We start from the raw sequence: 25,545 nt of genomic DNA, 5'->3' as shown, positions 1-25,545 counted from the left end.
ATGTATCCTGACCGTGTTGTCTCTGGCATGCGCCCCACCGGCGCCTTGCATCTTGGCCACTACCACGGCGCCCTGAAAAATTGGGTAAGGCTGCAATCCGAATTGCCTTGCCTGTTTTTTGTCGCCGACTGGCATGCACTGACCACGCACTACGACGATCCGAGCCTGATCGAAACCAGTACCTGGGACATGCTGATCGACTGGTTGGCGGCAGGGGTCGATCCCTCGCAGGCGACCCTGTTCATCCAGTCCAAGGTGCCGGAGCATGCCGAACTGCACCTGCTGCTGTCGATGGCGACGCCGCTCGGCTGGCTGGAGCGGGTGCCGACCTACAAGGACCAGCAGGAAAAGCTGGCCGACCGCGACCTGGCGACCTACGGTTTCCTCGGTTACCCGCTGCTGCAGGCCGCCGATGTCCTGATCTACCGCGCCAGCCAGGTGCCGGTGGGCGATGACCAGGTGCCGCATATCGAAATGATGCGCGAAATCGCGCGCCGTTTTAACCATCTGTACGGCAAGGAAAAGGGTTTTGAAGAGAAGGCCCAGGAAGCCGTCAAGAAGCTGGGCAGCAAACGCGCCAAGCTCTACAACGAGTTGCGCACCGAATTCCAGCAGCAGGGCAGCGAAGATGCGCTGGGGCAGGCCAAGGCCATGCTGGACGACGCCCAGAATCTGTCGATGATCGACCGTGAGCGCCTGTTCGGTTTCCTGGAAGGCAGCCGCAAGCTGATCCTGTCGGAACCGCAGGCGTTGCTGACCGAAGCCTCGCGGCTGCCGGGGCTGGACGGGCAGAAGATGTCCAAGAGTTATGGCAATGCCATCGCCCTGCGCGAAGACAAGGATGTGCTCAGCAAGAAGGTGCGCACCATGCCGACCGATCCGGCGCGGGTGCGCCGCACCGATCCCGGCGATCCGGACAAATGCCCGGTGTGGCAGTTCCATGTGGTGTACTCCGACGACGCCACCCGGCAGTGGGTAAGCAAAGGCTGCCGCAGCGCAGGCATCGGCTGCCTCGAATGCAAGCAGCCGGTGATCGACGCCATCGTCAAGGAACAGGAACCCATGCACGAGCGCGCCCAGCAATACCTGGACGATCCGTCGCTGGTGCGGGCGATTGTGGCGGATGGCTGCGATCATGCGCGCAAGCTGGCGCAGGATACGATGCGCGACGTGCGCGAGGCGATGGGGCTGAGCTATAGCTGAGCAGCCTTCAAATTGAATCAATTCAACCGATAAATTGGCAAGAAATTGGTAAGAAACGGGCAAGCATGTCGATAAATCCGGTTTCTCCCTGGATCAGCCGCTTCGGCGGCCTGATACCGGCCGGCCTTGTGCTGGACCTGGCGTGCGGCAACGGCCGCCATGCCGCATGGCTGGCGCAGCGCGGGCTGGAGGTGCTGGCGGTCGACCGCAATCCCGAGCTGCTGGCGGAAATAGCGGCACCCGGCGTAGCCACGCAGCAGATCGACCTCGAAACCGGCCCCTCGGAGCCGCTGTCGGCCTTGTTCCAGCCGCAGCGCTTCAGCGCCGTGGTGGCGACCAACTACCTGCACCGGCCCCTGTTTCCCCTGATATTGTCGAGCGTGGCGCCGCAGGGCGTCCTGCTATATGAAACGTTTGCTGCCGGCAATGAGCAATTTGGCAAGCCCTCCAGCCCCGATTTCCTGCTGCAGCCCGGCGAATTGCTGGCCTTGCTGGCGGCCGACGGCGCCGGCCGCTGGCATGTGCTGGCTTTCGAGGATGGTTTTGTGGAAGGGCCGAAACCGGCCATGGTGCAGCGCATCTGCGCCGTCAAGCAAGCCGGCGGCCCTGCGACAACCCTGCGGATCGGATGAGAAGTCGGGCGCAGCCTACAGGTGGGTTACTATTCGGCAACTGTATTTGTAAGCTGTTTTACAAGCGGAAATACCCACAGCCACTATGATCCGCTACAATCAGTCTTTTATTTTTTCGCATTCACGATCATGATCAAGGGCAGCATTGTTGCAATCGTTACTCCCATGCATACCGACGGCAGCCTCGACTTGCCAGGTTTGCGCAAGCTGATCGACTGGCACATCGCGGAAGGGACCGACGCCATCGTTATCGTCGGTACTTCCGGCGAATCGCCGACAGTCACGGTGGAAGAGCACTGTGCCCTGATCAAGCTGGCGGTCGACCATGCCGCCAAACGGATTCCCATCATCGCCGGCAGCGGCGGCAATTCCACCGCGGAAGCGATCCAGCTGACCCGTTTCGCCAAGGAAGCCGGCGCCGACGCTTCGCTGCAGGTGGTGCCTTACTACAACCGGCCGACGCAAGAAGGCATGTACCAGCATTTCAAGAAGATCGCCGAATCGGTCGACTTGCCTATCATCCTGTACAACGTGCCGGGCCGCACCGTAGCCGACATGAGCAACGAGACCATCCTGCGCCTGGCGCAGGTGCCGGGCATCATCGGCGTCAAGGATGCCACCGGCAATATCGGCCGCGGTTCCGACCTGATCCGCCTGGCGCCGCCTGAATTCGCCGTGTATTCCGGCGACGATGCAACCGCCATGGCGCTGATGTTCTGCGGCGGCAAGGGCAATATTTCGGTGACGGCCAACGTCGCTCCGCGCGACATGCACCTGCTGTGCGTCGCTGCAATGAACGGCAATGTCGCCGAAGCTGTCAAACTGAACAACAAACTTTTACCGCTGCATAATAAATTATTTGTTGAGCCGAATCCTTTGCCTGTGAAATGGGCTCTCACAGAGATGGGCATGATGTCCGACGGAATCCGTCTGCCATTGGTGCCGCTGGCCGCCGAGTACCACGCAACGGTGCGGGCGGCGCTGCGTGAATCGGGTGTATTACAATAAACTGCGCTGACAGGCGTTTCCATTTCTCTCGTTTTTTTGATCCTGTATCCACATGACTATTCGCAAGAACATTTCATCGACTCAAATCAGTCTCACACAACGTGGCGTTGTCATCGCTTTGGCGTTCGCCGGCCTGGCAGGATGTTCGTCGATCGGGTCGGTGCTTGAGCCGGATCGCATCGATTACAAAAGCGCAGGCAAGGTGACGGCGCCGAAACTGGATATCCCGCCTGACCTGACCCAGCTGCAGCGCGAGAATCGCTATGCGATTCCTGAATCGAACGCAGGCACCGCCACCGCTTCCGGCTACAACCTGGAGCAGGGCGTGACGCGCCCGGCCGAAGCTGCCGCCGCAGTCGCGCCGAACGCCGCGCCGGACATGCACATCGAACGCGACGGTTCGCAGCGCTGGCTGGTGGTCAACGCCAGTCCTGACAGCCTGTGGCCTAAGGTCAAGGATTTCTGGCAGGACTCGGGTTTCCTGATCAATGTCGAAAATCCGGCAACCGGCGTGATGGAAACCGACTGGGCCGAAAACCGCGCCAAGATCCCGCAGGATTTCGTGCGCAATACGCTGGGCAAGGTCTTCGATTCCCTGTATTCGACCGGCGAACGTGACAAGTTCCGCACCCGCCTGGAACGCGGACCTAACGGCACCACCGAAATCTACATCAGCCACCGCGGCGCGGAAGAAGTGCTGTCCGGCGCGCAGAAGGAATCGAGCATCTGGACTGCACGTGCTCCTGATCCGCAGCTGGAAGCAGAATTCCTGTCGCGCCTGATGGGCCGCCTCGGCAACGACGAAGTGAAAGCCAAGGCTGCGGTTGCCAATGCACCGTCGCTGCAAGCCCGCTCCAAGCTGGTCAAGAACGCCGCCGGCGATTACGTGCAGATCGACGAAGGTTTCGACCGCGCATGGCGCCGTGTCGGCCTGGCGCTGGACCGCGTCGGCTTCACCGTGGAAGACCGCGACCGCACGCAAGGCCTGTACTTTGTGCGCTACGTCGACCAGGACGCGGACGCCAAGGACAAGAAATCGGACAAGGGTTTCTTCGCCAGAATGTTCAGCAGCTCGGATAGCGACAAGGCAAAGAATGCAGCCAGCTACCGCATTATGGTCAAAGGCTCAGACACTGGCAGCCAGGTCGCGGTGCTGAACAAGGAAGGCAAGCCTGAACTGTCGAAAACTTCCGACAAGATCCTGGCCCTCTTGAACGAACAGCTGAAGTAAGCTGTTCCGTAGTCGTAAAGAAGCAATGCGGCAGCCTTCCAGGAACTACCCTTGAAATTCGCAAGTCTGGGTAGCGGCAGCGAAGGCAACGCATTGCTGATTTCAGCAACGTCAGGCAGCACTACCACCAACGTGATGCTTGACTGCGGCTTCGGCATCCGGGAAACCGAACGCCGCCTGGCCCGCCTGGGCCTGGATGGCGCCGCACTCTCCGCAATCATCGTCACCCACGAACACCAGGACCATATCGGCGGCGTCTTCAAATTCGCCCGCCGCCATCGTTTGCCTGTGTGGCTTACCTACGGTACTTACCAAGCCTTGCGCCAGGACAGCACGGCCGATGTCGCGGTCCGTTTTTGCCGTGACAGCGATGCTTTCGCCATCGGTGATCTGCAATTGATTCCCTACACGGTCCCGCATGATGCGCGGGAGCCGGTCCAGTACGTCGCCACCGACGGCGATCGCCGGCTGGGCGTGCTGACCGATGCCGGCAAGCTGACCGAGCACCTGGTGCAAGCGCTGGGCGGCAGCGATGCGCTGGTGCTGGAATGCAATCACGACCGCCAGATGCTGAGGGATTCGGCGTATCCGCCGTCGCTCAAGCGCCGCATAGGCGGCGAATACGGCCATCTGTCGAACGAGGCGGCGCGCGAAATCCTGGCGGCGCTGGATCAGTCGCGTTTGCGCATGGTGGTTGGCGCGCACCTGAGCGCCCGCAACAATCTGCCTGAGCTGGCGTATGCGGCGCTGTGCGGCGCCCGCTGCAGCGAATCGGTGGAGGTGACGATAGCGTGCCAGGAAGAAGGCTTTGGCTGGATGGAGATGTAATGCCGGAAGGAGCGCGGGGGAAATTTACCCGATGTTACGGACAAGAAAAAAGCCGACCCAGGGGTCGGCTTTTTTTAAGCAACCAATGATTACTTGGAAGCAGCAGGTGCGGCAGCAGCTTTAGCAGCGTCAGCAGCAGCGTCAACAGCTGTGTGAGCAGCATCAGCAGCAGCGGAACCAGCGGCAGCAGCAGCGGAACCAGCAGCAGTTGCAGCGTCAGCAGCAGCCGAACCAGCGGCAGTTGCAGCAGCAGCAGCGTCGGATGCAGCGGATGCAGCAGCGTCAGCAGCAGGAGCAGCAACGGATGCTGCAGGAGCAGCGTCAGCAGCAGGAGCTTCGTCTTTTTTGCCGCAAGCAGCCAGAGTCAGAGCCAACAGGGATGCGATCAACAGTGTTTTTTTCATGAATGTTCCTTCAGTAGTAATCAAAAATTTTGCGATGAATAATTACCGGTAATTATCGCTCTACAGGATGTTTTCGCAGTGCTTTGCCGGGACTGCGCATCGCGATGCAACAAAAACTTTCCAGCTCAGAATTATAGCTGGAATTTGTTAAATATGACATTAACGGTTTGCTATTTGGTAAGAATTTGTATCAATGCAACAGCGCCTTCGCATGTCCGGGTAAACGCTGCTGTCTTGTCGGTGATACGCGGCAGCTAGACATGCCCGGTTTGTCGTTGAACGCGCATTTGCCGTCGTTGCGTGACTAATCGCGGCAAATGCACATGAATATCCGCTTTCGGCGACTTATTTGTTAAATAATGTGAATTGCAGATAATATTTATACAAACCGGATTAAATATTAACTTCGCTATTTGTTTTATTATTAATGGCATTAAAACAAAGTTATATATATTCTATATCCGGGTTTTAAGCCCGGTTTCTGTCTTAATCACATGTGCTTATTTAAAGCGGCGCTCAGACAGCGCGCCGCTTCGCCATGCCAGGGAAGACTCCTGGCGTGCCTGAAGCGCATTCCCGCACTCAGCCGAGCGTAATCCAGCCGTCTTCGTACCAGGTGTAGAGCGCCTCCAGCACATCGGTGGAAACCTTGGCGGCGGCTTCGCTGTCGAGCCGGCGCTGGTCCGCCAGCAATGTCAATGACGCCTTGTCGGCGCGGCCGGCAGCGAACGATTCGCCGTTGATGAATACATGCTTGCCGCGATACAGCATCTGGGTTTTGCGCGACAGCGCCACGCCGCGTTTGCTCAATGTCGCGGTAAAGCGCGCCAGGGTCAGCGGCCGCGGCGGCGATTCGAAAAATACGCTGGCCTTGGGTTCGGACAGATACTCGCCGACGAAAATCGCGATATCGTCTTCCGTGAAGCGCACCTTGTTGAGTTCGTCCGAGATTTGCGCCAGCATGCCGGCGTCGATTTCAGCCGGATGCTTGCTGGCTTGCAGGTCCGGGTCGGCGTAACGCCCAGGCAGGTCGATCGAATCGGCCATGAACTGCAGGAAGGCTTCGCCCAGTTCCTGGAACGGCGGCGCGCGGAAGCCGATCGAATACGTCATGCATTCGCCGATCGCGGTGCCGTCGTGGGCGTATTGCGGCGGCAGGTAGAGCATGTCGCCCGGCTCCAGGATGAATTCCTGCTCCGGTTCGAAGTTCTTGAGTATCTTCAGCGCGCTGCCTTCGACCAGGGTCAGGTCCTGGGTAGCGCCGATTTTCCAGCGCCGCTGGCCGTGGGCCTGCAACAAAAACACATCGTAGGAGTCAAAGTGCGGACCGACGCCGCCGTTGTCGGTGGCGTAGCTGATCATCAGGTCGTCCAGCCGGGCATCGGGGATGAAGCGGAACTGGCGCAGCAGGGCGTCGGCGCCGTCGTCGTGCAGGTTGACGCCTTGCACCAGCAGGGTCCAGTCTTTCTGCGCCGTGCTCGGCAGTTCCGGGGTCGGGCCGTTGCTGACTTGCCATTGTTGCTTGAAATGGGTCACCAGGCGCGATTCGACGTCGTCGCGCCGGGCCAGATCAAACAAGGCGTCGGGCGACAGCAGGGGAATGAAGCCAGGCAGGGCCTGGCGGATCAGCAGGGGTTTTTTGTGCCAGTAATCGCGTAAGAATTGCGCGGGCGACAGGCCGCCCAGGAGTGTTGAATTTTTCATGCTGCCATTATATCGGGTTGCATGCCTTAAAATGAGGGCTGGGATTCTGGACTCGGCATGCACTCAAGACGATGCAAGCCATTTGAATGAGCCCATTGCGTAATTTTTTGCTATCTCGGCAAGACGGGGCCGTTCCGGCGGGTATAATCCGAACGCATGTTAAATGAAAGGAATGATCATGAAGATTGCCAAAAATACGGTAGTGACTGTACGCTACAAATTGTCAGATGCCCAAGGCAATCTGATCGAAGAAAGCAGCGAGCCGATGGTGTATTTGCACGGCGGTTACGAAAACACGCTGCCGAAAATCGAAGAAGCACTGGATGGCAAGGAAGTCGGCTATCAGACCGAGCTGCAGGTTGAACCGGACGACGCGTTCGGCGAATACGATTCGAACCTGGTCAAGATAGAGCCGCGCAACCGCCTGCCGACGCCGCTGGAAGTCGGCATGCAGTTCGAGGGCACGCCGGACAACGAGGATGAAGAAGAACAAGCATTGATTTTCACGGTGACCGACATCGCCGATGACAAGGTTGTGCTGGACGGGAATCATCCGCTGGCCGGGATTGCCCTGCGTTTCGACCTGAGCGTGACGGAAGTGCGCGCCGCCTCGGAAGAAGAAATCGCCCATCAGCATGTGCATGGCGCCCATGGCCATGGTCATGACGATCATGACGACGATGGCGCTGACGATCATTTCCGCAGCCATCCTATCCACTAAGCTGTCAATGTCTTGCGCCGTGCAGCCGTGACGGTGCTTGAAAAAAAGCCGCAGACCTGTTCTGCGGCTTTTTTGTTTTCAGGCTGCTGCCTGAGGTGCGGCTAGCGGCGTGACAGCGTAGGCTGGTCGGCAGGTTTGCCGAGTTCGAACAGTTTCGGGCTGGCCGGGTCCACCGTGACTTTCAGCCAGCCGGCGGGGACTTCCAGGTCGCCCAGGTTGCGCTGCCAGACGATATTCGCAGGATTGGGCGAAGCGGTCCCGTGCGGTCCATGGATCACCAGCACCTTGCCCTCGAAATGCGCGGCGTGCGAATTGATGCGCTGGCGGATTTCGGTAAAGCCGTCGCGCTTGACGTTGAAGTCGAACACGCGATGGCGCTGGGTGGCCAGCGGGTCGCCGTCGCAAAACAGGACCACCGCATCCGATTTTTTCTGCGACGCATTCAGGAACACGCGCTGCAGCCATTCCCGGTTGGCGATCTGCCTGTCTTCGAATTCACTGTTGCGGCCGCCTTCCGCCAGGTAGTGGTTATTGGCGGCGGGCAGGTTGATGGTGGCGAACACCACGTTGCCGATCTCCCAGCGCGCATTCTCCACATAGCTGCGGAATTTCGGCGAGGTCGATTGCCGGATCAGCGGGATCTTGCTGTCGCCAAAAGAAAATTCATCGGAAAAGAACAGGTCGCGGATCCGGCTCAGGCGTTCTATCGCGGCGGAGCGGTCGGCCGTGGTCCTGCACGTTACCCAGTCGCTGGCCGACAGGGAAACGATCAGGCCGTTTTTTGCGCTGCTCAGCAAGGCCTTGCGCTGGCCGTACAACTTGTCGGTGCACGGCTCGCTGCTGGCCTTGATGCCGTTCGCCACCACAAACGCCAGGTTGTCGGCGTCGGTTTCGCTGATGGCGCTGCGCAGCGCGGTTTCATCGGCATTGCTGCGAAACACGTGTGCGATCACGCCGAAACTGAAGCTGGAGGTTTCCGCCAGCACCGTGCCGCAATTTGCCGCCAGCGCCAGCAGCAGCGTTAGCTGAACCGGCAGTGTGCGGTGTTGGCGTTGGCGGGCGAAGACGCTCATCAGTTTTTCTGCCCGCTGCCGAGATGCTTCAGCCGATATAGCTGTTCCAGGGCTTCGCGCGGGGTCAGGGTGTCGGGATCGATGCTGTCCAGGGCGATCAGCAATTCGCTGTCCACGGCCTCGCTGCCGCTGCTTTCATCCACGTCCATGCTGGCGGCTTGCGCAAACAGGTCGAATTGCGGCGTCGGCTGCACCGATTGCGATTCCAGCAAAGCCAGGTGCTTGCGGGCGGCGCGGATCACCGGCGCCGGCACGCCGGCCAGCTGTGCCACCTGCAGGCCGTAGCTCTGGGATGCCGGCCCGGCCTGCACGGCATGCAGGAAGACAATGCTGTCCTTGTGCTCGACCGCCGACAAGTGCACGTTGGCCGCCGACGGATGCAGGTCCGGCAACTGGGTCAGTTCAAAATAATGGGTGGCGAACAAGGTGAAGCTGCGGGTGGCGTCGATCAGGTGGCGCGCGATCGCCCACGCCAGCGCCAGGCCGTCGAAGGTCGAGGTGCCGCGGCCCACTTCATCCATCAGCACCAGCGAGTTTTCGCTGGCGCCGTTGAGGATGGCTGCCGATTCGGTCATTTCGACCATGAAGGTGGAACGGCCGCCGGCCAGGTCGTCGGCGGCGCCGATACGGGTGAAGATGCGGTCGATCGGACCCAGCACGGCGCTGTCGGCCGGCACGTAGCTGCCGACGTAAGCCAATAGGGTGATCAGCGCCACCTGGCGCATGAAGGTCGATTTACCGCCCATGTTGGGGCCGGTGATCAGCAGCAGCTTGCGTTCGGGCGACAGCTGGCAGTCGTTGGCGATGAAGCGTTCAATCTGCTTTTCCACCACCGGATGGCGCCCTTGCACGATCTGGATCGCCGGTTCGCTCACCAGCCGCGGCACGCACCAGTCATGGCGCGCGGCGTGGTCGGCCAGCGCTACCAAGGTGTCGAGCTGGGCCAGCGCGTGGGCGATGTTTTGCAAGGTGCCGATGTGCGGCGCCAGGTCTTGCAAGATCTGGTCGTATAGCGCTTTCTCGCGGATCAGCGCGCGTTCCTGCGCCGACAGGGCCTTGTCCTCAAACGCTTTCAGTTCCGGCGTGATGTAGCGCTCGGCGTTCTTCAGGGTCTGGCGCCGGCGGTAGTCGTCCGGCACCTTGGTGGTCTGGCCGTGCGTGACTTCGATGTAGAAGCCGTGCACCTTGTTGTATTCGACGCGCAGGTTGGCGATGCCGGTGCGCGCTCGTTCACGCGTTTCCAGGTCGACCAGGAACTGGCCCGCGTTTTCCGACAGTCCGCGCAGTTCGTCCAGTTCGGCGTCGAAGCCGGCGGCGATGACGCCGCCGTCGCGCACCATGGTCGAGGGTTCGGCGGCGATCGCGGTTTGCAATAGCTGCAGGCAGTCGACCGGCGTTTCCAGTGCGCTTTGCAATTCCTGCAGCAGCGGCGCTTGCGCGTCGCCGCCGCACATGGCGATGTCGGCGCGCAGGGAGTCCAGCTGCAGCAAGCCGTCGCGCAAGCCGGCCAGGTCGCGCGGCCGCGCCGACAGCAGGGCGATGCGGGCGGTGATCCGCTCGATGTCCGGCACCGCGCTGAGCGTACTGGAAATGGCGCTGCCGGTATCGGCGGCAATCAAGGCGCCGATCGCCGCGTGGCGGCCGCGGGCTACTCCTTGATCGCGCTTGGCGTGGTGCAGCCAGTGGCGCAGCAGGCGCGATCCCATCGCGGTGCGGCAGTGGTCCAGCAGCGAAAACAGGGTGGGGGCGCCGGACGAGGCATCCTGGCCGCGTATGGTTTCGGTCAGTTCCAGGTTGCGCCGGGTGGCGGCGTCGAGGCCGATGAATTCGTTTTCGGTTTCGACCGTGAGCGTGCGCACATGCTGCAAGCCCTTGCCCTGGGTCGATTGCGCATAACGCAGCAGGGCGCCGGCGGCGCCGATGGCGGCGCTCAGGCCTTCGGCGCCGAAACCGCCCAGGCTGCTGACGGCGAGCTGGTCGAGCAGCGCTTTCTGGCCGTTGGCGATATCGAAGTGCCATTCCGGCACGGTAGTGGCCTTGTCGACCACGGCGCTGCCCCACATTGTTTCAACCATGTCGGCGGACAGGATCTCGGCCGGGGCGATGCGTTCCAGTTCCTGTTTCAGCAGGGTATCCAGCGTCGCCGCTTCGCAGGCGAATTCCATCATCTTCAAGGCGCCGCTGGCCATCGACAGCCAGGCCAGGCCGACCTTGACCACCTTGCGCTGCTGGGTCACATACAGCGCCAGCAAGGGCTGGTCCGATTTTTCCGGCAGCAGGTTGGAGTCGGTCAGGGTGCCGGGCGTGATCACGCGCAGCACTTTGCGGTCGACCGGTCCCTTGCTGGTGGCCGGATCGCCGATCTGCTCGCACAGCGCCACCGATTCACCCAGCTTGATCAGCTTGGCCAGGTACTGGTCGGCGGAATGGAAGGGGACGCCGCACATCTTGATCGGCGCGTTGTTGTAGGTGCCGCGTGCGGTCAGCGTGATGCCAAGCAGGCGCGCCGCTTTTTCCGCATCGTTGAAAAACAGTTCGTAAAAATCCCCCATCCGGTAAAACACGAGCGTGTCCGGATAGTCGGCCTTGATGCCGAGGTACTGCTGCATGCCGGGTGAAACTTTTTGTGCCGCTGCCGTCATCGGGCGGCCCGTTGCTGGAAATTTGATTGCATTAAATGGGTTCTTTCTCAGGCGCTGAACCGCGCCTGATCGCTAATATTCGGGAATAGGCGATATTGTAAGCCGAACAAGGCTCAGCCGCCATTTCTTTGCGGTTCGGGATGCCTGTCGCACAAGCATTGGCGTGCTTGCTTTTATCGCGGCGGCGCGCTGTCCTGGAAAAACATTTCGCGCATCAGGAACTGCTGCAGTTCGGCCGTATCCTTCAGCCTGGCGCTGAGCGTGATGACGCGGCCCAGCCGTTGCGAGCGCCACGGGATGTCGGTGCTGGTCTTCTTGCGGATCATCTCTATCATCTTGTTGACGATCGCCATCTCGATGCTTTCTTCGCTGCCGCGCTCGACCGGGATGTTCTGCTGTGCGCTGCGGCTGGAGTTGGCGTTCCAGCCGCGGAAAATCAGGCTGGCGCGGAACGGGGTTTTATCGCGTACTTCGAAGATGCCGCCGGACTTGTCCTTGTCCATGCCCATCCAGCCGCGCTGCGCCTGGATATTGGCGCGCGCGATGTCGTTCGGCGATTGCGGCGCCTCTTCCGCGGTCTCGCCGGCTTCGGCGCGCTCCTGGGCCTGGGCCGTTTCACGCCGCTGGCGCGCAGCCTGGATGTGCGAAGAAAAATCCTCTTCTACCGATTGCTGGTACTTGGGCGCATCGGGCGGCGGCGGTATGGTCGGCTCGGGTGCGGTTGCAACCACCGGCTTGCGGACCTGATCCTGTTTCGACGCGGTCTTGCGTGGTTTGGGCGCGGACTTCGGCTTGGCGGGAGGCGTCTGCAATTTCGGTGGCGGCACGCTGCTGGGCGCCGTCGCGGCGCTGATGAGCAGCAATCCCATGTTGCCAGGCGAGGGCGAGGCCACCGGCATCTCGACCGCCAGCTTGGTTAGTAAAAACCAGATGCCGATAATGTGGACCAGGACGGAAACCAGTACGCCGATGATCTTCGAAATGCGCCATTGACCAGCCTGCTGCTGGTCTGTCTGCGACGTTTCGCCTGGATTCACACTCCCTTCCTTCATCGGTTCAGCCTTGTATCGTCAACGTGATGGCAAGTTTGACAGCGCTGACGGCGGCTCCGCGGGAAGCCGTGCCGTCCGCTATCAGGGCTCTGGCGCCAAAGGTCGTCATGTTACCGTAACCAGCTTAAAACGCCATTGCCGGCGGCCCGCCCGGAGGCCAGGCAGGCGCTGAGCAGGTAGCCGCCGGTAGGCGCTTCCCAGTCCAGCATTTCGCCGGCGCAGAATACGCCCGGCAAGGCCTTGAGCATGAGCCCCGGGTCCATGCCTTCAAACCTTACGCCGCCGGCGCTGCTGATGGCTTCGTCGATGGGGCGGGCGGCCAGCAGAGTCAGCGGCAGCGCCTTGATGGCTTGCGCCAGCAGCAGCGGCTGGCCAAAATCGGCGGCCGGCACCAGTTCCCGCAGCAAGCTGGTTTTGACGCCTTTCAGGCCCAGGCGGCTTTGCAGGTGGCTGGACCAGGAGCGCGCGCCGCGCGGCCGCGCCACTTCGTCCGTCACGCGCCGCAAGGACCAGTCCGGCAGCAGGTCGAGATGTATCAGGGCGCTGCCGTTGGCGGCGATGCGGTCGCGCAGGCCCGCCGACAATGCATAGATCAGGCTGCCTTCGACGCCGTCGGCGGTAATCACGAATTCGCCTTGCTTGCGCAGCGCCGGCTGTTCGCCCTCATTGAAGGTGATGGCGACCGATTTCAGATGATGGCCGGCAAAGTGTTCGCGGAAATAGTCGCTCCAGCCCGCCTCGAAACCGCAGTTCGCAGGCCGCAGCGGCGCCACAGGCACCTCGCGCTGCGTCAGCAGCGGCACCCATTTCGCATCGGAACCCAGGCGCGCCCAGCTGCCGCCGCCCAAGGCTAGCACGACCGAATCGGCATCCACTGTGAGCGGCCCTTGCGGCGTGTCGAAAGACAGCGTGCCGGCCTCGTTCCAGCCCAGCCAGCGATGGCGCATGTGGAAGCCGACACCGGCCTGGCGCAAGCGATGCAGCCAGGCGCGCAGCAAAGGCGCGGCTTTCATGTCGGCCGGGAACACGCGGCCGGAGGAGCCGATGAAGGTGTCTATGCCGAGTGCGTGCACCCATGCGCGCAGGGCGTCCGGGCTGAACTGGTCCAGCAGCGGCGCGATTTGCGGGCGGCGCGCACCGTAGCGCGACAGGAAATCGTCGTAGGCCTCGGAATGGGTCAGGTTCATGCCACCCTTGCCGGCCAGCAGGAATTTGCGGCCTACCGAGGGCATGGCGTCGTATACATGGACTTGCATCCCGCCGGCCGCCAGCACCTCGGCTGCCATCAGGCCGGCCGGGCCGCCGCCGATAACGGCGACTGTTTTTTGCAATCCGGAATTATTCAACGAAGTCATCAGTCGGGGAAAGCCAATCCTGCAGTGTGGTTCAAGGGAGGGTTAACAGAAAAAATCGCGGGAAGAGTTGCAGGAACTGCCATAAAAATCTGCCAGAGGAAGCGGTCTGCAACTTTACCATATTGCAGCAATCAACACGGCCGGCAAGCAGCCGCTAAAGTCCACTAGTGACATGGAAACAAAAGAGGCTGGTTTGCACCAGCCTCTTTTACAGAGAGTTACATTTTTCCTGGCAAATAAACGCTAGGACACAATAGCCAACTAGCGTTTCAGCTGGCTGATATCGCGCACCGCGCCGCGGTCGGCCGAAGTCGCCATGGCGGCATAGGCTAACAGCGCCTGCGATACATAACGCTGGCGATTGACCGGTTTCCAGGCATCCTTGCCCTTGGCTTCCATCGCAGCACGGCGTTGCGCCAGGTCGCTGTCGCTGATTTTCAGGTGCATGCGACGTTCCGGGATATCGATTTCGATGATGTCGCCTTCTTCCACCAGGCCGATGGCGCCGCCTTCGGCCGCTTCCGGCGATGCATGGCCGATCACCAGGCCGGACGAACCGCCGGAGAAACGGCCATCGGTGAACAGCGCGCAGGATTTGCCCAGGCCCTTGGATTTGATGTACGAGGTTGGATACAGCATTTCCTGCATGCCAGGGCCGCCTTTCGGTCCTTCGTAGCGGATGATGACGACGTCGCCGGCATGCACCGTGTCGCCCAGGATCGCTTCCACTGCGTCGTCCTGGCTCTCGAAGACGCGGGCGCGGCCGCTGAACTTGAGGATGCTTTCATCGACGCCGGCGGTTTTGACGATGCAGCCGTTTTCCGCCAGGTTGCCGTACAGGACCGCCAGGCCGCCGTCCTGCGAATAGGCATGGGCCTTGTCGCGGATGCAGCCGTTGCTGCGGTCGGTGTCGAGGCTGGTAAAACGCTTTTCCTGGGAAAACGCGACCTGGGTCGGCACGCCGCCGGGCGCCGCGCTGAACAGCTTATGCACCGCGGCGTCCTGGGTTTGCGTGATGTCGTTGTTGGCGATGGAGTCGCCGAGGGTCTTGGCGTGGATGGTCGGACGGCTGGTATCGAGCAGGCCGGCGCGCGCCAGTTCGCCCAGGATGCTGACGATGCCGCCGGCGCGGTGCACGTCTTCGATATGGTATTTGTCTGTCATCGGCGCCACCTTGCACAGGCAAGGCACATGGCGCGAGATGCGGTCGATGTCGGCCATCTTGAAGTCGACTTCGGCTTCCTGCGCCGCCGCCAGCAAATGCAGCACGGTGTTGGTCGAGCCGCCCATGGCGACGTCCAGCGTCATGGCGTTTTCAAACGAGGCCTTGGTGGCGATGCTGCGCGGCAGGACTGAGTAATCGTCCTGCTCGTAATGGCGCTTGGCCAGTTCCACTATCAGGCGCCCGGCGCGCAGGAACAGTTCCTTGCGGTCGGCGTGGGTGGCGAGGATGGTGCCGTTGCCGGGCAGCGCCAGGCCGAGCGCTTCGGTCAGGCAGTTCATCGAGTTGGCGGTGAACATGCCGGAACAGGAGCCGCAGGTAGGGCAGGCCGAGCGTTCGATTTCGGCGATGTCGGCATCGCTGACGCTGGCGTCGCCAGCCTTGATCATGGCGTCCACCAGGTCGATCTTGAAAACCTTCTGGTCGATCACGGCCACGCCCGGCAGTTTTTCAACCACCTTGCCGGCTTCCATAGGGCCGCCGGAAACGAACACTACCGGGATGTTGAGGCGCATGGCGGCCATCAGCATGCCGGGCGTGATCTTGTCGCAGTTGGAGATGCACACCATGGCGTCGGCGCAGTGGGCGTTGACCATGTATTCCACCGAATCGGCGATCAGTTCGCGCGACGGCAGCGAGTACAGCATGCCGCCGTGGCCCATGGCGATGCCGTCGTCGACCGCGATGGTGTTGAATTCCTTGGCGACGCCGCCGGCCGCTTCGATTTCGCGCGCCACCATCTGGCCCAGGTCCTTGAGGTGGACGTGGCCCGGAACGAACTGGGTAAACGAGTTGACCACGGCAATGATCGGCTTGTCGAAATCGCCGTCTTTCATGCCTGTGGCGCGCCACAGGGCGCGGGCGCCGGCCATGTTGCGGCCGTGGGTGGTGGTGCGGGAACGGTATTGCGGCATGATCTGCATCTCCAGAATGAATGGCTTAAGGCTGACGCTAGATTGCCTTGCCCATAAGGCCATGTCAAATATATGATTTGTAGGCTATTAATATCTATTGCATATATATTGGGCTTGGCGTGTTTGCCGATGCCGGGCTGCAGGATTTCTTTCTATTCTGTATTTAAATGCTTAATAATATTGAATTATTAGAAAAATATTCTAATAAAGCCAGGTTTATGGATCTTTGTTGCAATAATTTTCCATGCGGACAATCCTACAATGACTGCAGGTAATCTCGCCGTACAGTCCAGCATGGAGCGCTTCTTATGACTTCCGATCATTCCTCAGGTTCGCCGACAACACATGTCGACACGCAGCTGGTGCATTGCGGCCGCGAACCGGCGCGTTTTGCCGGCATGGTGAATACGCCGGTGTTCCGCGGTTCGACCATCATCGCCAACAACCTGGAAGACTGGGAAGCCGCGCGCCAGATCGACAATCCGATGTCCAACTACGGCCGCTTCGGCACGCCGACCACCCGTTCCTTCGAGCAGGCGATCGTGACGCTGGAAGGCGGCCACAACTGCCTGGTGTTCCCGTCCGGCCTGTCGGCCTGCACCCACAGCATCATGGCGTTCGTCAAAAGCGGCGACCACGTCCTGATTACCGACAGCGTGTATGGCCCGACCCGCACCTTCGCCGACCGCGTCTTGCGCCGCATGGGGGTAGAGGTGGAGTATTTCGATCCGCTCATCGGCGGCGAAATCCGTACCTTGCTGCGGCCGAACACCAGCGTGGTGTTTGTCGAGTCGCCCGGATCGTGGACTTTTGAAGTGCAGGACATCCCGGCCATCGCCGAAGAGGCGCACAAGGTCGGCGCTTACGTGCTGCTCGACAATACCTGGGCCACGCCGCTGTTTTTCAAGCCGTTCGAACATGGCGTCGATGTCTCTATCCACGCCGCCACCAAATACATCGTCGGCCACTCCGACGCCTTGCTGGGCGTCGCCAGCGCCAACGAGCGGGCCTGGTGCATCCTCAAGCACGGCGCCCACGATTTCGGCCAGACCGCGGGTCCGGACGATATCTACCTGGCTTTGCGCGGCATGCGCAGCATGGGGGTGCGCTTGCGCCAGCATTCGGAGAGCGGCATCCAGCTGGCCGAATACCTGCAGACCCAGCCGCTGGTGGAGCGGGTATTGCATCCGGCCTTGCCGTCCGATCCCGGCCACAAGCTGTGGCAGCGCGATTTCCTCGGCGCCAGTGGGCTGTTCACGATCGCTTTGAAAGAAGTCGGCCGTCCGGCGCTGTCGAAATTCTTCGACGGTCTGCAACTGTTCGGCATCGGTTTGTCGTGGGGCGGTTTTGAAAGCCTGGCTTTACCGCTGGACAAGCCGCCGACCCGGGTGGCTTCGGGCACGACCTACCCGAACCCGCTGGTGCGGATCCACGTCGGCCTGGAGAATATCGATGACCTGATCGCCGACATGGGTCACGCGTTCAAGCGCATGGAGCAGGCGCTTTAGGACTCAACTCTAGTCCAATCCCATGTAGTCAAGCGGCAGCGCGGTGGTGTGCTTGATCTGTTCCATGGCGAAGCTGGCGTTGACGTCGAACAGGGCGTTCGACTGCGTCAGCTTCTGGTACACCGCGTCGTAGGCGGCGATGTTCGGCACCACCACCCGCAGCAGGTAATCGATGTTGCCGCTCATGCGGTAAAACTCCACCACTTCCGGAATCAGCTTGACGGTATTGCTGAATTGCGCATACCAGTTGGCGTTGTGCTGGTTGGTCTTGATCGATACGAATACTGTCACGCCGACATTGAGCTTGTTGGCGTCCAGCAGCGCCACCCGGCGCAGCACCACGCCATCTTCTTCCAGTTTCTGTATGCGGCGCCAGCACGGCGTCGACGACAGGTTGACCTTCTCGGCGATCTCCGCCACCGGCGTGCTGGCGTCTTCCTGCAGGATGGCCAGAATCTGTTTATCTATTTTATCCATGGTCGGCTTGATTCGAGATGAGTGTCGGCAGAGGCAGTTTAGCGCCACTTGCGCGAACGCAGCGGATTTCGAGTGTTTTGCCTATGTCCTCGATTGACTTTGCCGCCGGGGAAGCAGATATTAACGGCGCAACATCTAAAAATACAAGAGGGAGACACAATTGCGCATATCTTTACCAAAACCATTTCGCCTGCGCCCCATGGCCCGTGCACTGACACTGCTCACCCGTAGTGCTGCCGTATTGGGCGCCGGGTTCGTCATCTGCGCGCCGGCCGGCGCCGCGAATTTCTCGCAGATGGTGTTTTTCGGCGACTCGCTGACCGACACCGGATATTTCACCGGCGTCGGCAAGCAGCCGTCGTTCACGACCAACCCCGACCCGGTCTGGGCGCAGATCCTGGCGCATAAATACGGCACCACCGCCAATCCGGCTGCGGTGCTGACGCCGAGCGGCGTGCAGGCGGCCGGCGGCACCGACTATGCTGTCGGCGGCGCGCGCGTGACCAGCCAGAACGGCTGGCCCGACGCCGCCACCGCGCCTTTGGTGCCGACCGTCACCAGCCAGGTCCAGGCTTACCTGGCCGCCAATCCGCGGCTCGACAGCAAGGGCCTGTACGCGGTCTGGGCCGGCGCCAACGACATATTCGGCTACACCCAGACCAACATCGCCGGCCTGCTCAATCCGGCGACGCAGACTGCCACCGCAGTGCAGACAATCCAGCAAGTCGCCGGCGAAGCCACCAATGTGGTCAGCCTGGTCAGGCAATTGCAGCAAGCTGGCGCCGGCACCGTGATCGTCATCAATCTGCCCGACGTCGGCCGCACCCCGCAGGGATCGTCGATCCCGGCGCTGGCCACCTTGTGGACAGCGGCTTCGACCAGCTTCAACGACAGCCTGAACAGCGGCCTGAGCGGCCTGGGCGGCAATATCGTCGCGCTCAATGCTTTCGGCCTGCTGCGTGAAGCGATCGCCAATCCCGGCTTGTACGGCTTCACCAACGTCACCACACAGGCTTGCACCACCAGCTCTTCGTCGACTTGCACCACCTCGACCCTGGTGGCGCCGAACGCCGACCAGACTTACCTGTTCGCCGACGGCGTCCATCCGACCGGCGCCGGCCATGCGATCCTGGCGCAGTATGTCGAATCGGTATTGCAGGCTCCGGGCCAGATCGGCATGCTGGCGGAAGCGCCGCTGGCCGGCGCCCAGACTTTCACCCGCGTGATCGACGACCGCCTGCGCCTGACGCCGCGGGCAGGGCAGGTGGAAGCCTATGCCGCCTATGACAATACCCACCAGAGCCTGGACCACAACGGCAACAATCCTGGCCTGGACGGTTCGTCCAACAGCCTGTCGGTTGGCGTCGACTATGCGGTCAGCCAGAACGTTACGGTCGGCGGCGCTTTCGGTTTCGCCCATAACAAGGCGAATTTCGGCAACGACACCGGCGGCTTCAAGCTGGACCAGGCCATGTTGTCGGCCTATACCCAGTACCGCGACGGTGCCTGGGCGCTCAACGCGCTGGGCATGGTCGGTTCGCTGCAGTACAAGGATGTGATCCGCAACATCGCTTTGGGTGCGACTACCCGCAGCGAGAGCGGCAGCAGCGACGGCCACCAGTTCCTGCTGCGCATCGGCGGCCAGTACGACTTTGACCTTGGCGCGCTGGTCCTGAGCCCGGTCGGCACCCTGACCTGGCAACAGGTCAATGTCGGCGGCTACACCGAAAACGGCAATGACAGTACGGCCATGAACTTCCAGTCGCAGCGGCGCAATTCGCTGGTGTCCAGCCTGGGGGCGCAGGTCAGCAGCAAGCTGACGCTGGGCCAGTATGCGGTGCAGCCGTTCGCCAAGCTGGCGTGGGAAAAAGAGTTTGAAGACAGCGAGCGCGACGTGCGCGCCAATGTGGTCGGCATGGCCGGTAGTTTCGGTTTGCCTGCGTACCAGGGGCCTTCCAACAGCGCCCGGCTGGATCTCGGCGCCAGCATTGCGCTGGCGGCGGATTTCAGCGCTTACGCCAGCTACAGCGGCCAGTTCGCCGGCGGCAACAAGACCAACTCTTTCCAGGTCGGCTTGAAGAAAGCGTTTTAAGCGAGGTTCTCAGCGCAGCTGCAGGCCGCCAGTGTTTTCATGCACTGGCGGCTTTTTTTGCGTAGCATTTATTCCGCGGCTTTGGGCACCGGCTTGACCGGCAGCGCAGGCTTATCGCCGAAATCCTGTACCGGCAAACCGGTATCGAGGCCGAGGTAATGTTCGATCAGGCCGAAGAAACGGTCGTAGAACTGGCCGGCCGGAATCGTCTCGCTGGCGACCTTGACCAGCGAATCGGAAGTGCTGCCGATCGGCATCGACACCGAACCCAGCACGCTCAGGCCGACGCTGGCCGAGTTGTTGGTTTTCTTGAGGGCGTAACGGTCCTGGGTAGCGCTGACAAACAGCGTGCTGCTTTTGCCTTGCTTGTCGTTGGCGGCGCACACTACATGGAATTCGATCTCGACGTGGACATCGCTTTCCGGCTGGAAGTGCTTGTGGCCGTCGACCAGGTCGTCCTTGGCCTGCTTGATGATGTAACCCTGGCTCAGCAAGGTGCGGCGCGCCGCTTCGCAGGTGTCGGCGCTGGACTTGGCGAAGTCGTGGGAAAACGTGCTGGTTTCGCTGAATTCCTCGCCCTGGTAGACCTTGGGTTTGGTGCTCGAGCAGGCGGCTACGGCGCCGCCCAGCAAGACCAGCAGCGAAACGCGCGAAAAGCTGTACATCCGGGACATAAACGAAAACTCCTTGAATCGGCTCAGTATTGGCTAACTAATAGCGGCGATGGCATTTTAGACCATCGCGCGCAATATTCAGCCGATTCGACAGAAGTTCGGGCGTTTCGTTGCAATCCTGGCTTAAGCCGCCTTGGGGCCGCGCACCACCGTGTATTGCTCGGAATTGCCGGAAAGCCATTGTTCCGCCAGTTTGCGGTTGTCATGCTGCCATGGGTGGAAATCGCGGCGCAGATAGGCGAGCAGGGGGCCGGTGCTGAGCCAGATCAGGCCGTAGCGGCCAAAGAAGAAACGGGCGGCGTCGAGCCAGGTGCCGGGTTTGAACAGCACACGGTCGTGCCAGAGATTGTTGATGGTCTGCCCGGTCGCCATCAGGGTGAAGTGCAGTATGGCAAAAGCATAGCCGCGCACACGCGCCCGGTAGTCGCCTCCGAGCGTGTGGAACAGGTCGAAAGCGACCGCCTTGTGCTCGGTTTCTTCCACCGCGTGCCAGCGCCACAGGGTCTGCAAGGCCGGTTCGGCCCCTGCCAGCACTGGCGGGTGGCGCAGCGTCAGGTCGGCCATCACCGCGGTGTAGTGCTCCAGGGCGGCGGTAATCGCCAGCCTGCGCATGGCGGGAACCTTATGCTGACGTCCCAGTGCGATCAGGTCGCCGGCCCAGTGCTGCCAGTGGTTGTGCAATCCTTGTTTCTCCAGTTCGGCGTTGTACAGATCATGCACACGGCGGTGGGTCGCTTCCTGTCCGACAAAATCCTGGATCGTGGCGCGCAGGGAAGCGTTCTCCGGAGAATCCGGCAACGATTGCGCGGCCTCGCGCACGGAGTCGATGAACTCCTGTTCGCCGACGGGAAAGCTCATGGACAAGGCGTTGAAGTATTGGGTGCGGAACGGTTTGCCTGCCAGCCAGTGACGCGGGAAACCTTGCGACAGGTCGACCAGCAGTTTTCTTACCATCAATGGAGTGGAGGTATTCACGGGCATGCCTTTGTGGATTTGCGATATAACCACTATACTGAGCTTTATTCAGTTTTTAAACTCGCAACTTGCTCAGTTTTTGACAGGCACAGCCATGGCCAAGCGTAATCCTGGTTCCTCCTCTGAAATCATGCGGAAATTGCCCACCCAGGAGCGGGCGCAGCGCACCATAGAAACCATTTTTGAAACCACTGCTCAGATTCTGGAAAGCGAGGGCCCGGCCGGGCTGACCACCAATAAAGTGGCGGAAAAGGCCGGTTTCTCGATCGGCACCCTGTACCAGTACTTCCCCAGCAAGGAAGCGATACTGACCGCCCTGATCGCGCGCGAGCGGCGGCGCGTGATGGATGAGCTGGATGCATTGATGGAAAGCGCCGAGAACCAGGTCGGCCAGCTCGAGCCGAAGAGCTTCCTGCGCCAGTTCATCCGCATCAATATCGAAGGCCTGGGCAGCGGCCGTAGCGCCAAGCGGGCGATGGTCCGCTTCGCCTGGCAGCACGATCATCACGAAGACATTACCCAGGCCTTGCGCGAGACGGCGGAACGGATCGCCATCAGTATGCAACGGATCCACCATCCCAAGCTGCGGCCGCCGACCCCGGCCATGATGTTCGTGGTGACCCGCGCCGTAATCGGCGCCATCCGCAGCGCATCGCTGGAAAAGTCGCCGCTGCTGGGCAGCATCGAATTTGAAGACGAGCTGGTGCGGCTGGCCTGGGGCATGCTGTCGGAACAGGACGATGCCTGATGAAGGGGTGCGATTTAAAGGGCGTCGGAGCAAATGCTTATAATGCATGGCAACTGCCGCTCCGCCAGCCAAAAACCGATCCAGAAAAACGCGAATGAAATACCCTGCATTGCTTTCCTTTCAAGAGGTGCTTCCTCAACTCGGGCAGTTCGACGCCGTCATTGATGCCCGCAGCCCTTCGGAGTTTGCCGAGGATCATATTCCGGGCGCCATCAACTGCCCGGTGCTGGACGATGCGCAAAGGGCGCAGGTCGGCACCATGTACAAGCAGGTCAATACCTTCGAGGCGAAAAAGCTGGGGGCGGCGCTGATCGCCCGCAATATCGCCTGCCATATCGAGACCCTGTTCCTGGACAAGCCGCGTGAATGGACCCCCTTGGTTTACTGCTGGCGCGGCGGCAACCGCAGCGGCGCCATGGCGCACATCATGGCAAAAATCGGCTGGCCGGTGGCGCAGTTGGACGGCGGCTACCAGTCGTATCGCAGGCATGTCAACGCCAGCCTGGCCGAGTTGCCGCTGCGCTTCGGCTTCAAGGTGATTTGCGGTCCTACCGGCAGCGGCAAGAGTCGCTTGCTGCAAGTGCTGTCGCAACAGGGCGCGCAAGTGCTGGACCTGGAACAGATGGCGGCGCACCGCGGTTCGGTGCTGGGCAACCTGCCGAGCGAATTGCAGCCTTCGCAAAAAGCTTTCGACAGCCGGCTGTGGGACGCGCTGCAGGGGTTCGATCCGCGCCAGCCGGTGTTCGTCGAATCCGAGAGCAAGAAAGTCGGTAACCTGCGGGTACCGGAAGTGCTGATGGCATCCATGCGCAACTCGCCGTGTTATGCGGTGGCGCTGTCGCGTCCGGACCGGGTGCGGCTGCTGCTGGAAGACTATGTGCATTTCATCGCCGATCCGGCCTTGCTGAATACCCAGCTGGCTTGCCTGGCCTATGTCCATGGCCGCGATAAGGTCGCTTTCTGGCAGCAGCTGAGTTTGTCGGGCCGGATCGAGGAACTGGTCGATGAGCTGTTGCTGAAACATTATGACCCGGCTTATGCGCAGTCGATCAGGAGGAATTTCGACCAGTTTTCCGAGGCGCAGGTCATCGATCTGCCGGATATTTCGGACGCCACTTTTGCCCGAGTGGCGAAACAGCTGCATCAAGAGAAATAAGCGCCGATGGCGCGTATACTTCATTCCTATCATTGACTGACTTTACCTCAGGACGCGTATGCCCGATCCCGCTGAATCCACTATCCGACTGACTTCGTTTTCGCACGGCGGCGGCTGCGGCTGCAAGATCGCGCCGGGCGTGCTGGCTGAAATCCTCAAGGGCTCGAACGGATTCCCGGTGCCGAAAGAATTGATGGTAGGGATTGAAACCGCCGACGACGCCGCCGTCTACAAGCTCAACGACGAACAGGCGCTGATCGCGACCACCGATTTTTTCATGCCCATCGTCGACGACCCTTACGACTTCGGCCGCATCGCCGCCACCAATGCCATCTCGGACGTGTACGCCATGGGCGGCACGCCGATCATGGCGCTGGCCCTGGTCGGCATGCCTATCGACAAGCTGCCGCTGGAAGTCATCGCCAGCATCCTGAAAGGCGGCGAGTCGATCTGCGCCGAAGCGGGCATCCCGATCGCCGGCGGCCATACCATCGATTCGGTCGAGCCGATCTACGGCCTGGTGGTGCTGGGCCTGGTCCATCCATCCAAGGTCAAACGCAACGCCGGCGCCAGGGCAGGCGACAAGCTTATCCTGGGAAAGCCGGTCGGTGTCGGCATCCTGTCCGCGGCCTTGAAAAAGGGTGCGCTGGACGCCGCCGGTTATGCCGCGCTGATCAGCAACACGACCAAGCTGAACAAGCCGGGCCGGCTGCTGTCGGAACTGGCCGGGGTTAACGCCTTGACCGACGTCACCGGCTTCGGCTTGCTGGGGCATATGCTGGAACTGGCGCGCGGCGCCAGGCTGTCGGCGCGGCTCGAGATGGGAGCTATTCCCTTGCTGCCGCAAGTGCAGCAGCTGGCCGAACAGGGATATGTCACCGGCGCTTCAGGGCGCAACTGGAACGGCTACGCCAAGGATGTGACCTTGGCGGACAGCATCACGCCGGTGCAGCGCAGCTTGCTGACCGATCCGCAAACCTCGGGCGGCTTGCTGGTTTCCTGCGATTCCGCCGCAGCGGAACAGGTGCTCGAATTGTTCCGGCGCGAAGGGTTTGCCGATGCTGCCGTCATCGGCGAAATGACGGCCGGTAGCGGCGTGCAAGTCGTGTCCTGACTAGGCGCGGTTCCTGAAAAACAGCGTGTCGCCAAGCCAGACCGCAATCATCGTCACTCCCATCAACGGGAAGATGATGCCGAGCAGCGCCATGTAACCTTTCCAGCGCACGATCGACGGCGGCGGCTGCAGCACGCGTTTTGGCGCGCCGATCGAATTTTGCGGCCGGCGCTTCCACCACATGATGAATCCGGTGGCGGCCATGCACAGCAGCGTCAATGAAATGGCGGCGCAGATCAGCTGGTTGGCCAGGCCGAAATACTCTCCCATATGCAGGGCAACGCCGAGCGAAACCAGCTTGGAGACCGGGTTGTACTCGGAAAAACGCATGTCCTTCATGATCTTGCCGCTGTACTGGTCGATATGCAGCGTGCGCTGCTGGTCCAGGTCGGAACGGACGAACTCGCCAGCGCCCGGCGCATACGAAGCGGTGAATACATCGGAACTCTTGCCGGGCAGGACTAGCTGGTAGGTCTGCATGCCGTTGAGTGCGGCGATCGCTACCACCTGGTCGATGGCCAGGCGCTGTTGCGGCATGTCGTGCGACATGGGCACCATGGTGGCGCCGACTGCCCATGGGACATTGGCCAGCGGCAGGTCCTGCATTTTCATGCCAGGCATGTTCGCCATCGAAGCGTGTGCGTCTGCGTCATGGACGTGGGTTTCCTTCGCTGCCGCCTTTGGGGGCGCAGCCCAGGTAACGACCGCCTGGAAGTTCTTGCCCCAGAAACTGGACCACGGCAAGCCGCTCATGATGAAGAACACCGCGCCTATCGAGACCCAGATGCCGACCACCAGGTGCAGTTCGCGCC

Annotated in this window: 22 protein-coding genes; 11 read left to right on the top strand and 11 right to left on the bottom strand. The window is 61.2% G+C overall.

Annotation, left to right across the window (positions count from 1 at the left end):
• The 5 genes from JWQ61_RS01845 to JWQ61_RS01825 form a co-directional block, all read left to right on the top strand.
• Positions 1 to 1,203, top strand: a 1,203-nt coding sequence (locus tag JWQ61_RS01845; protein WP_014005662.1) for a tryptophan--tRNA ligase, incomplete at its 5' end; no start/stop codon positions are given.
• 65 nt (positions 1,204 to 1,268) lie between these two features.
• The gene (locus JWQ61_RS01840; RefSeq protein WP_304359013.1) at positions 1,269 to 1,835 is read left to right on the top strand and encodes a bifunctional 2-polyprenyl-6-hydroxyphenol methylase/3-demethylubiquinol 3-O-methyltransferase UbiG; all 567 of its coding nucleotides are present in this window, start codon (positions 1,269 to 1,271) and stop codon (positions 1,833 to 1,835) included.
• A 129-nt stretch (positions 1,836 to 1,964) separates the two neighbouring features.
• The gene (gene dapA / locus JWQ61_RS01835) at positions 1,965 to 2,843 is read left to right on the top strand and encodes a 4-hydroxy-tetrahydrodipicolinate synthase (protein WP_014005664.1); all 879 of its coding nucleotides are present in this window, start codon (positions 1,965 to 1,967) and stop codon (positions 2,841 to 2,843) included.
• Between the two features lie 52 nt (positions 2,844 to 2,895).
• A complete protein-coding gene (bamC, locus tag JWQ61_RS01830) occupies positions 2,896 to 4,074 on the top strand; it encodes an outer membrane protein assembly factor BamC (RefSeq protein ID WP_304359012.1) in 1,179 nt (392 codons plus the stop codon).
• 51 nt (positions 4,075 to 4,125) lie between these two features.
• Entirely contained in the window at positions 4,126 to 4,902 is a 777-nt protein-coding gene (locus JWQ61_RS01825; RefSeq protein ID WP_304359011.1) for an MBL fold metallo-hydrolase, read from the top strand.
• 89 nt (positions 4,903 to 4,991) lie between these two features.
• On the opposite strand, the gene JWQ61_RS01820 is transcribed toward JWQ61_RS01825, so the two are convergent.
• Positions 4,992 to 5,306, bottom strand: coding sequence for a hypothetical protein (locus JWQ61_RS01820; protein WP_041741578.1), 315 nt, complete (start codon positions 5,304 to 5,306; stop codon positions 4,992 to 4,994).
• Positions 5,307 to 5,888: 582 nt separating this feature from the next.
• Positions 5,889 to 7,010, bottom strand: a complete 1,122-nt coding sequence (locus JWQ61_RS01815) for a cupin domain-containing protein (RefSeq protein ID WP_304359010.1) — start codon at positions 7,008 to 7,010, stop codon at positions 5,889 to 5,891.
• 178 nt (positions 7,011 to 7,188) lie between these two features.
• Here JWQ61_RS01815 and JWQ61_RS01810 point away from each other — a divergent pair, with 178 nt between their 5' ends.
• A complete protein-coding gene (locus JWQ61_RS01810) occupies positions 7,189 to 7,731 on the top strand; it encodes a peptidylprolyl isomerase (RefSeq protein WP_304359009.1) in 543 nt (180 codons plus the stop codon).
• Positions 7,732 to 7,832: 101 nt separating this feature from the next.
• Here the strand turns inward: JWQ61_RS01810 and JWQ61_RS01805 are convergent, their stop codons facing one another.
• The 5 genes from JWQ61_RS01805 to ilvD form a co-directional block, all read right to left on the bottom strand.
• The gene (locus tag JWQ61_RS01805) at positions 7,833 to 8,804 is read right to left on the bottom strand and encodes a hypothetical protein (RefSeq protein WP_304359008.1); all 972 of its coding nucleotides are present in this window, start codon (positions 8,802 to 8,804) and stop codon (positions 7,833 to 7,835) included.
• Complete coding sequence (mutS, locus tag JWQ61_RS01800) at positions 8,804 to 11,446, bottom strand: DNA mismatch repair protein MutS (RefSeq protein ID WP_304359007.1); 2,643 nt, start codon at positions 11,444 to 11,446, stop codon at positions 8,804 to 8,806. The genes JWQ61_RS01805 and mutS overlap by 1 nt, the downstream gene beginning before the upstream one ends.
• 173 nt (positions 11,447 to 11,619) lie before the next feature.
• On the bottom strand, positions 11,620 to 12,483 hold the full coding sequence (locus tag JWQ61_RS01795) for a hypothetical protein (RefSeq protein WP_304359006.1): 864 nt from the start codon (positions 12,481 to 12,483) through the stop codon (positions 11,620 to 11,622).
• 125 nt (positions 12,484 to 12,608) lie between these two features.
• Positions 12,609 to 13,853 carry a TIGR03862 family flavoprotein gene (locus JWQ61_RS01790; RefSeq protein ID WP_304359005.1) on the bottom strand — a complete coding sequence of 415 codons (1,245 nt, stop codon included), beginning with the start codon at positions 13,851 to 13,853 and terminating at the stop codon, positions 12,609 to 12,611.
• 261 nt (positions 13,854 to 14,114) lie between these two features.
• On the bottom strand, positions 14,115 to 15,989 hold the full coding sequence (gene ilvD, locus JWQ61_RS01785) for a dihydroxy-acid dehydratase (protein ID WP_304359004.1): 1,875 nt from the start codon (positions 15,987 to 15,989) through the stop codon (positions 14,115 to 14,117).
• Positions 15,990 to 16,297: 308 nt separating this feature from the next.
• Here ilvD and metC point away from each other — a divergent pair, with 308 nt between their 5' ends.
• Positions 16,298 to 17,497: a cystathionine beta-lyase gene (gene metC, locus JWQ61_RS01780; protein ID WP_304359003.1), complete on the top strand. Its 1,200-nt coding sequence runs from the start codon at positions 16,298 to 16,300 to the stop codon at positions 17,495 to 17,497.
• 9 nt (positions 17,498 to 17,506) lie between these two features.
• On the opposite strand, the gene JWQ61_RS01775 is transcribed toward metC, so the two are convergent.
• Entirely contained in the window at positions 17,507 to 17,974 is a 468-nt protein-coding gene (locus JWQ61_RS01775; RefSeq protein WP_304359002.1) for an Lrp/AsnC family transcriptional regulator, read from the bottom strand.
• Between the two features lie 199 nt (positions 17,975 to 18,173).
• On the opposite strand from JWQ61_RS01775, the gene JWQ61_RS01770 reads away from it, so the two are divergent.
• On the top strand, positions 18,174 to 20,066 hold the full coding sequence (locus JWQ61_RS01770; RefSeq protein WP_304359001.1) for an autotransporter outer membrane beta-barrel domain-containing protein: 1,893 nt from the start codon (positions 18,174 to 18,176) through the stop codon (positions 20,064 to 20,066).
• A 68-nt stretch (positions 20,067 to 20,134) separates the two neighbouring features.
• Here JWQ61_RS01770 and JWQ61_RS01765 read toward each other — a convergent pair whose 3' ends face one another.
• Positions 20,135 to 20,740: a DUF2242 domain-containing protein gene (locus JWQ61_RS01765; protein WP_304359000.1), complete on the bottom strand. Its 606-nt coding sequence runs from the start codon at positions 20,738 to 20,740 to the stop codon at positions 20,135 to 20,137.
• Between the two features lie 123 nt (positions 20,741 to 20,863).
• Positions 20,864 to 21,721: a metal-dependent hydrolase gene (locus JWQ61_RS01760; protein ID WP_304358999.1), complete on the bottom strand. Its 858-nt coding sequence runs from the start codon at positions 21,719 to 21,721 to the stop codon at positions 20,864 to 20,866.
• Between the two features lie 88 nt (positions 21,722 to 21,809).
• Here JWQ61_RS01760 and JWQ61_RS01755 point away from each other — a divergent pair, with 88 nt between their 5' ends.
• The 3 genes from JWQ61_RS01755 (at position 21,810) to selD (ending at position 24,733) form a co-directional block, all read left to right on the top strand.
• The gene (locus tag JWQ61_RS01755) at positions 21,810 to 22,463 is read left to right on the top strand and encodes a TetR/AcrR family transcriptional regulator (protein ID WP_304358998.1); all 654 of its coding nucleotides are present in this window, start codon (positions 21,810 to 21,812) and stop codon (positions 22,461 to 22,463) included.
• A 94-nt stretch (positions 22,464 to 22,557) separates the two neighbouring features.
• Positions 22,558 to 23,619, top strand: coding sequence for a tRNA 2-selenouridine(34) synthase MnmH (gene mnmH / locus JWQ61_RS01750; protein WP_304358997.1), 1,062 nt, complete (start codon positions 22,558 to 22,560; stop codon positions 23,617 to 23,619).
• 58 nt (positions 23,620 to 23,677) lie between these two features.
• Positions 23,678 to 24,733 carry a selenide, water dikinase SelD gene (gene selD, locus JWQ61_RS01745; RefSeq protein ID WP_304358996.1) on the top strand — a complete coding sequence of 352 codons (1,056 nt, stop codon included), beginning with the start codon at positions 23,678 to 23,680 and terminating at the stop codon, positions 24,731 to 24,733.
• On the opposite strand, the gene JWQ61_RS01740 is transcribed toward selD, so the two are convergent.
• Positions 24,734 to 25,545: PepSY domain-containing protein (locus JWQ61_RS01740; protein WP_304358995.1), on the bottom strand; the 812-nt coding region annotated here is incomplete at its 5' end.

The sequence above is a fragment of the Collimonas fungivorans genome, assembly GCF_028292705.1.
GTDB lineage: Bacteria > Pseudomonadota > Gammaproteobacteria > Burkholderiales > Burkholderiaceae_D > Collimonas > Collimonas fungivorans_B.
This window is presented reverse-complemented; position numbering and strand designations above follow the sequence as displayed.

What these genes read in the sequence shown, in the direction of transcription:
- JWQ61_RS01840 (WP_304359013.1), top strand. Translation starts at nt 1,269, where the DNA reads ATGTCGATAAATCCGGTTTCTCCCTGGATCAGCCGCTTCGGCGGCCTG.
- dapA (WP_014005664.1), top strand. Translation starts at nt 1,965, where the DNA reads ATGATCAAGGGCAGCATTGTTGCAATCGTTACTCCCATGCATACCGAC.
- bamC (WP_304359012.1), top strand. Translation starts at nt 2,896, where the DNA reads ATGACTATTCGCAAGAACATTTCATCGACTCAAATCAGTCTCACACAA.
- JWQ61_RS01820 (WP_041741578.1), bottom strand. Translation starts at nt 5,306, where the DNA reads ATGAAAAAAACACTGTTGATCGCATCCCTGTTGGCTCTGACTCTGGCT.
- JWQ61_RS01815 (WP_304359010.1), bottom strand. Translation starts at nt 7,010, where the DNA reads ATGAAAAATTCAACACTCCTGGGCGGCCTGTCGCCCGCGCAATTCTTA.
- JWQ61_RS01810 (WP_304359009.1), top strand. Translation starts at nt 7,189, where the DNA reads ATGAAGATTGCCAAAAATACGGTAGTGACTGTACGCTACAAATTGTCA.
- JWQ61_RS01805 (WP_304359008.1), bottom strand. Translation starts at nt 8,804, where the DNA reads ATGAGCGTCTTCGCCCGCCAACGCCAACACCGCACACTGCCGGTTCAG.
- mutS (WP_304359007.1), bottom strand. Translation starts at nt 11,446, where the DNA reads ATGACGGCAGCGGCACAAAAAGTTTCACCCGGCATGCAGCAGTACCTC.
- JWQ61_RS01790 (WP_304359005.1), bottom strand. Translation starts at nt 13,853, where the DNA reads ATGACTTCGTTGAATAATTCCGGATTGCAAAAAACAGTCGCCGTTATC.
- ilvD (WP_304359004.1), bottom strand. Translation starts at nt 15,989, where the DNA reads ATGCCGCAATACCGTTCCCGCACCACCACCCACGGCCGCAACATGGCC.
- metC (WP_304359003.1), top strand. Translation starts at nt 16,298, where the DNA reads ATGACTTCCGATCATTCCTCAGGTTCGCCGACAACACATGTCGACACG.
- JWQ61_RS01775 (WP_304359002.1), bottom strand. Translation starts at nt 17,974, where the DNA reads ATGGATAAAATAGATAAACAGATTCTGGCCATCCTGCAGGAAGACGCC.
- JWQ61_RS01770 (WP_304359001.1), top strand. Translation starts at nt 18,174, where the DNA reads ATGGCCCGTGCACTGACACTGCTCACCCGTAGTGCTGCCGTATTGGGC.
- JWQ61_RS01765 (WP_304359000.1), bottom strand. Translation starts at nt 20,740, where the DNA reads ATGTCCCGGATGTACAGCTTTTCGCGCGTTTCGCTGCTGGTCTTGCTG.
- JWQ61_RS01760 (WP_304358999.1), bottom strand. Translation starts at nt 21,721, where the DNA reads ATGCCCGTGAATACCTCCACTCCATTGATGGTAAGAAAACTGCTGGTC.
- JWQ61_RS01755 (WP_304358998.1), top strand. Translation starts at nt 21,810, where the DNA reads ATGGCCAAGCGTAATCCTGGTTCCTCCTCTGAAATCATGCGGAAATTG.
- mnmH (WP_304358997.1), top strand. Translation starts at nt 22,558, where the DNA reads ATGAAATACCCTGCATTGCTTTCCTTTCAAGAGGTGCTTCCTCAACTC.
- selD (WP_304358996.1), top strand. Translation starts at nt 23,678, where the DNA reads ATGCCCGATCCCGCTGAATCCACTATCCGACTGACTTCGTTTTCGCAC.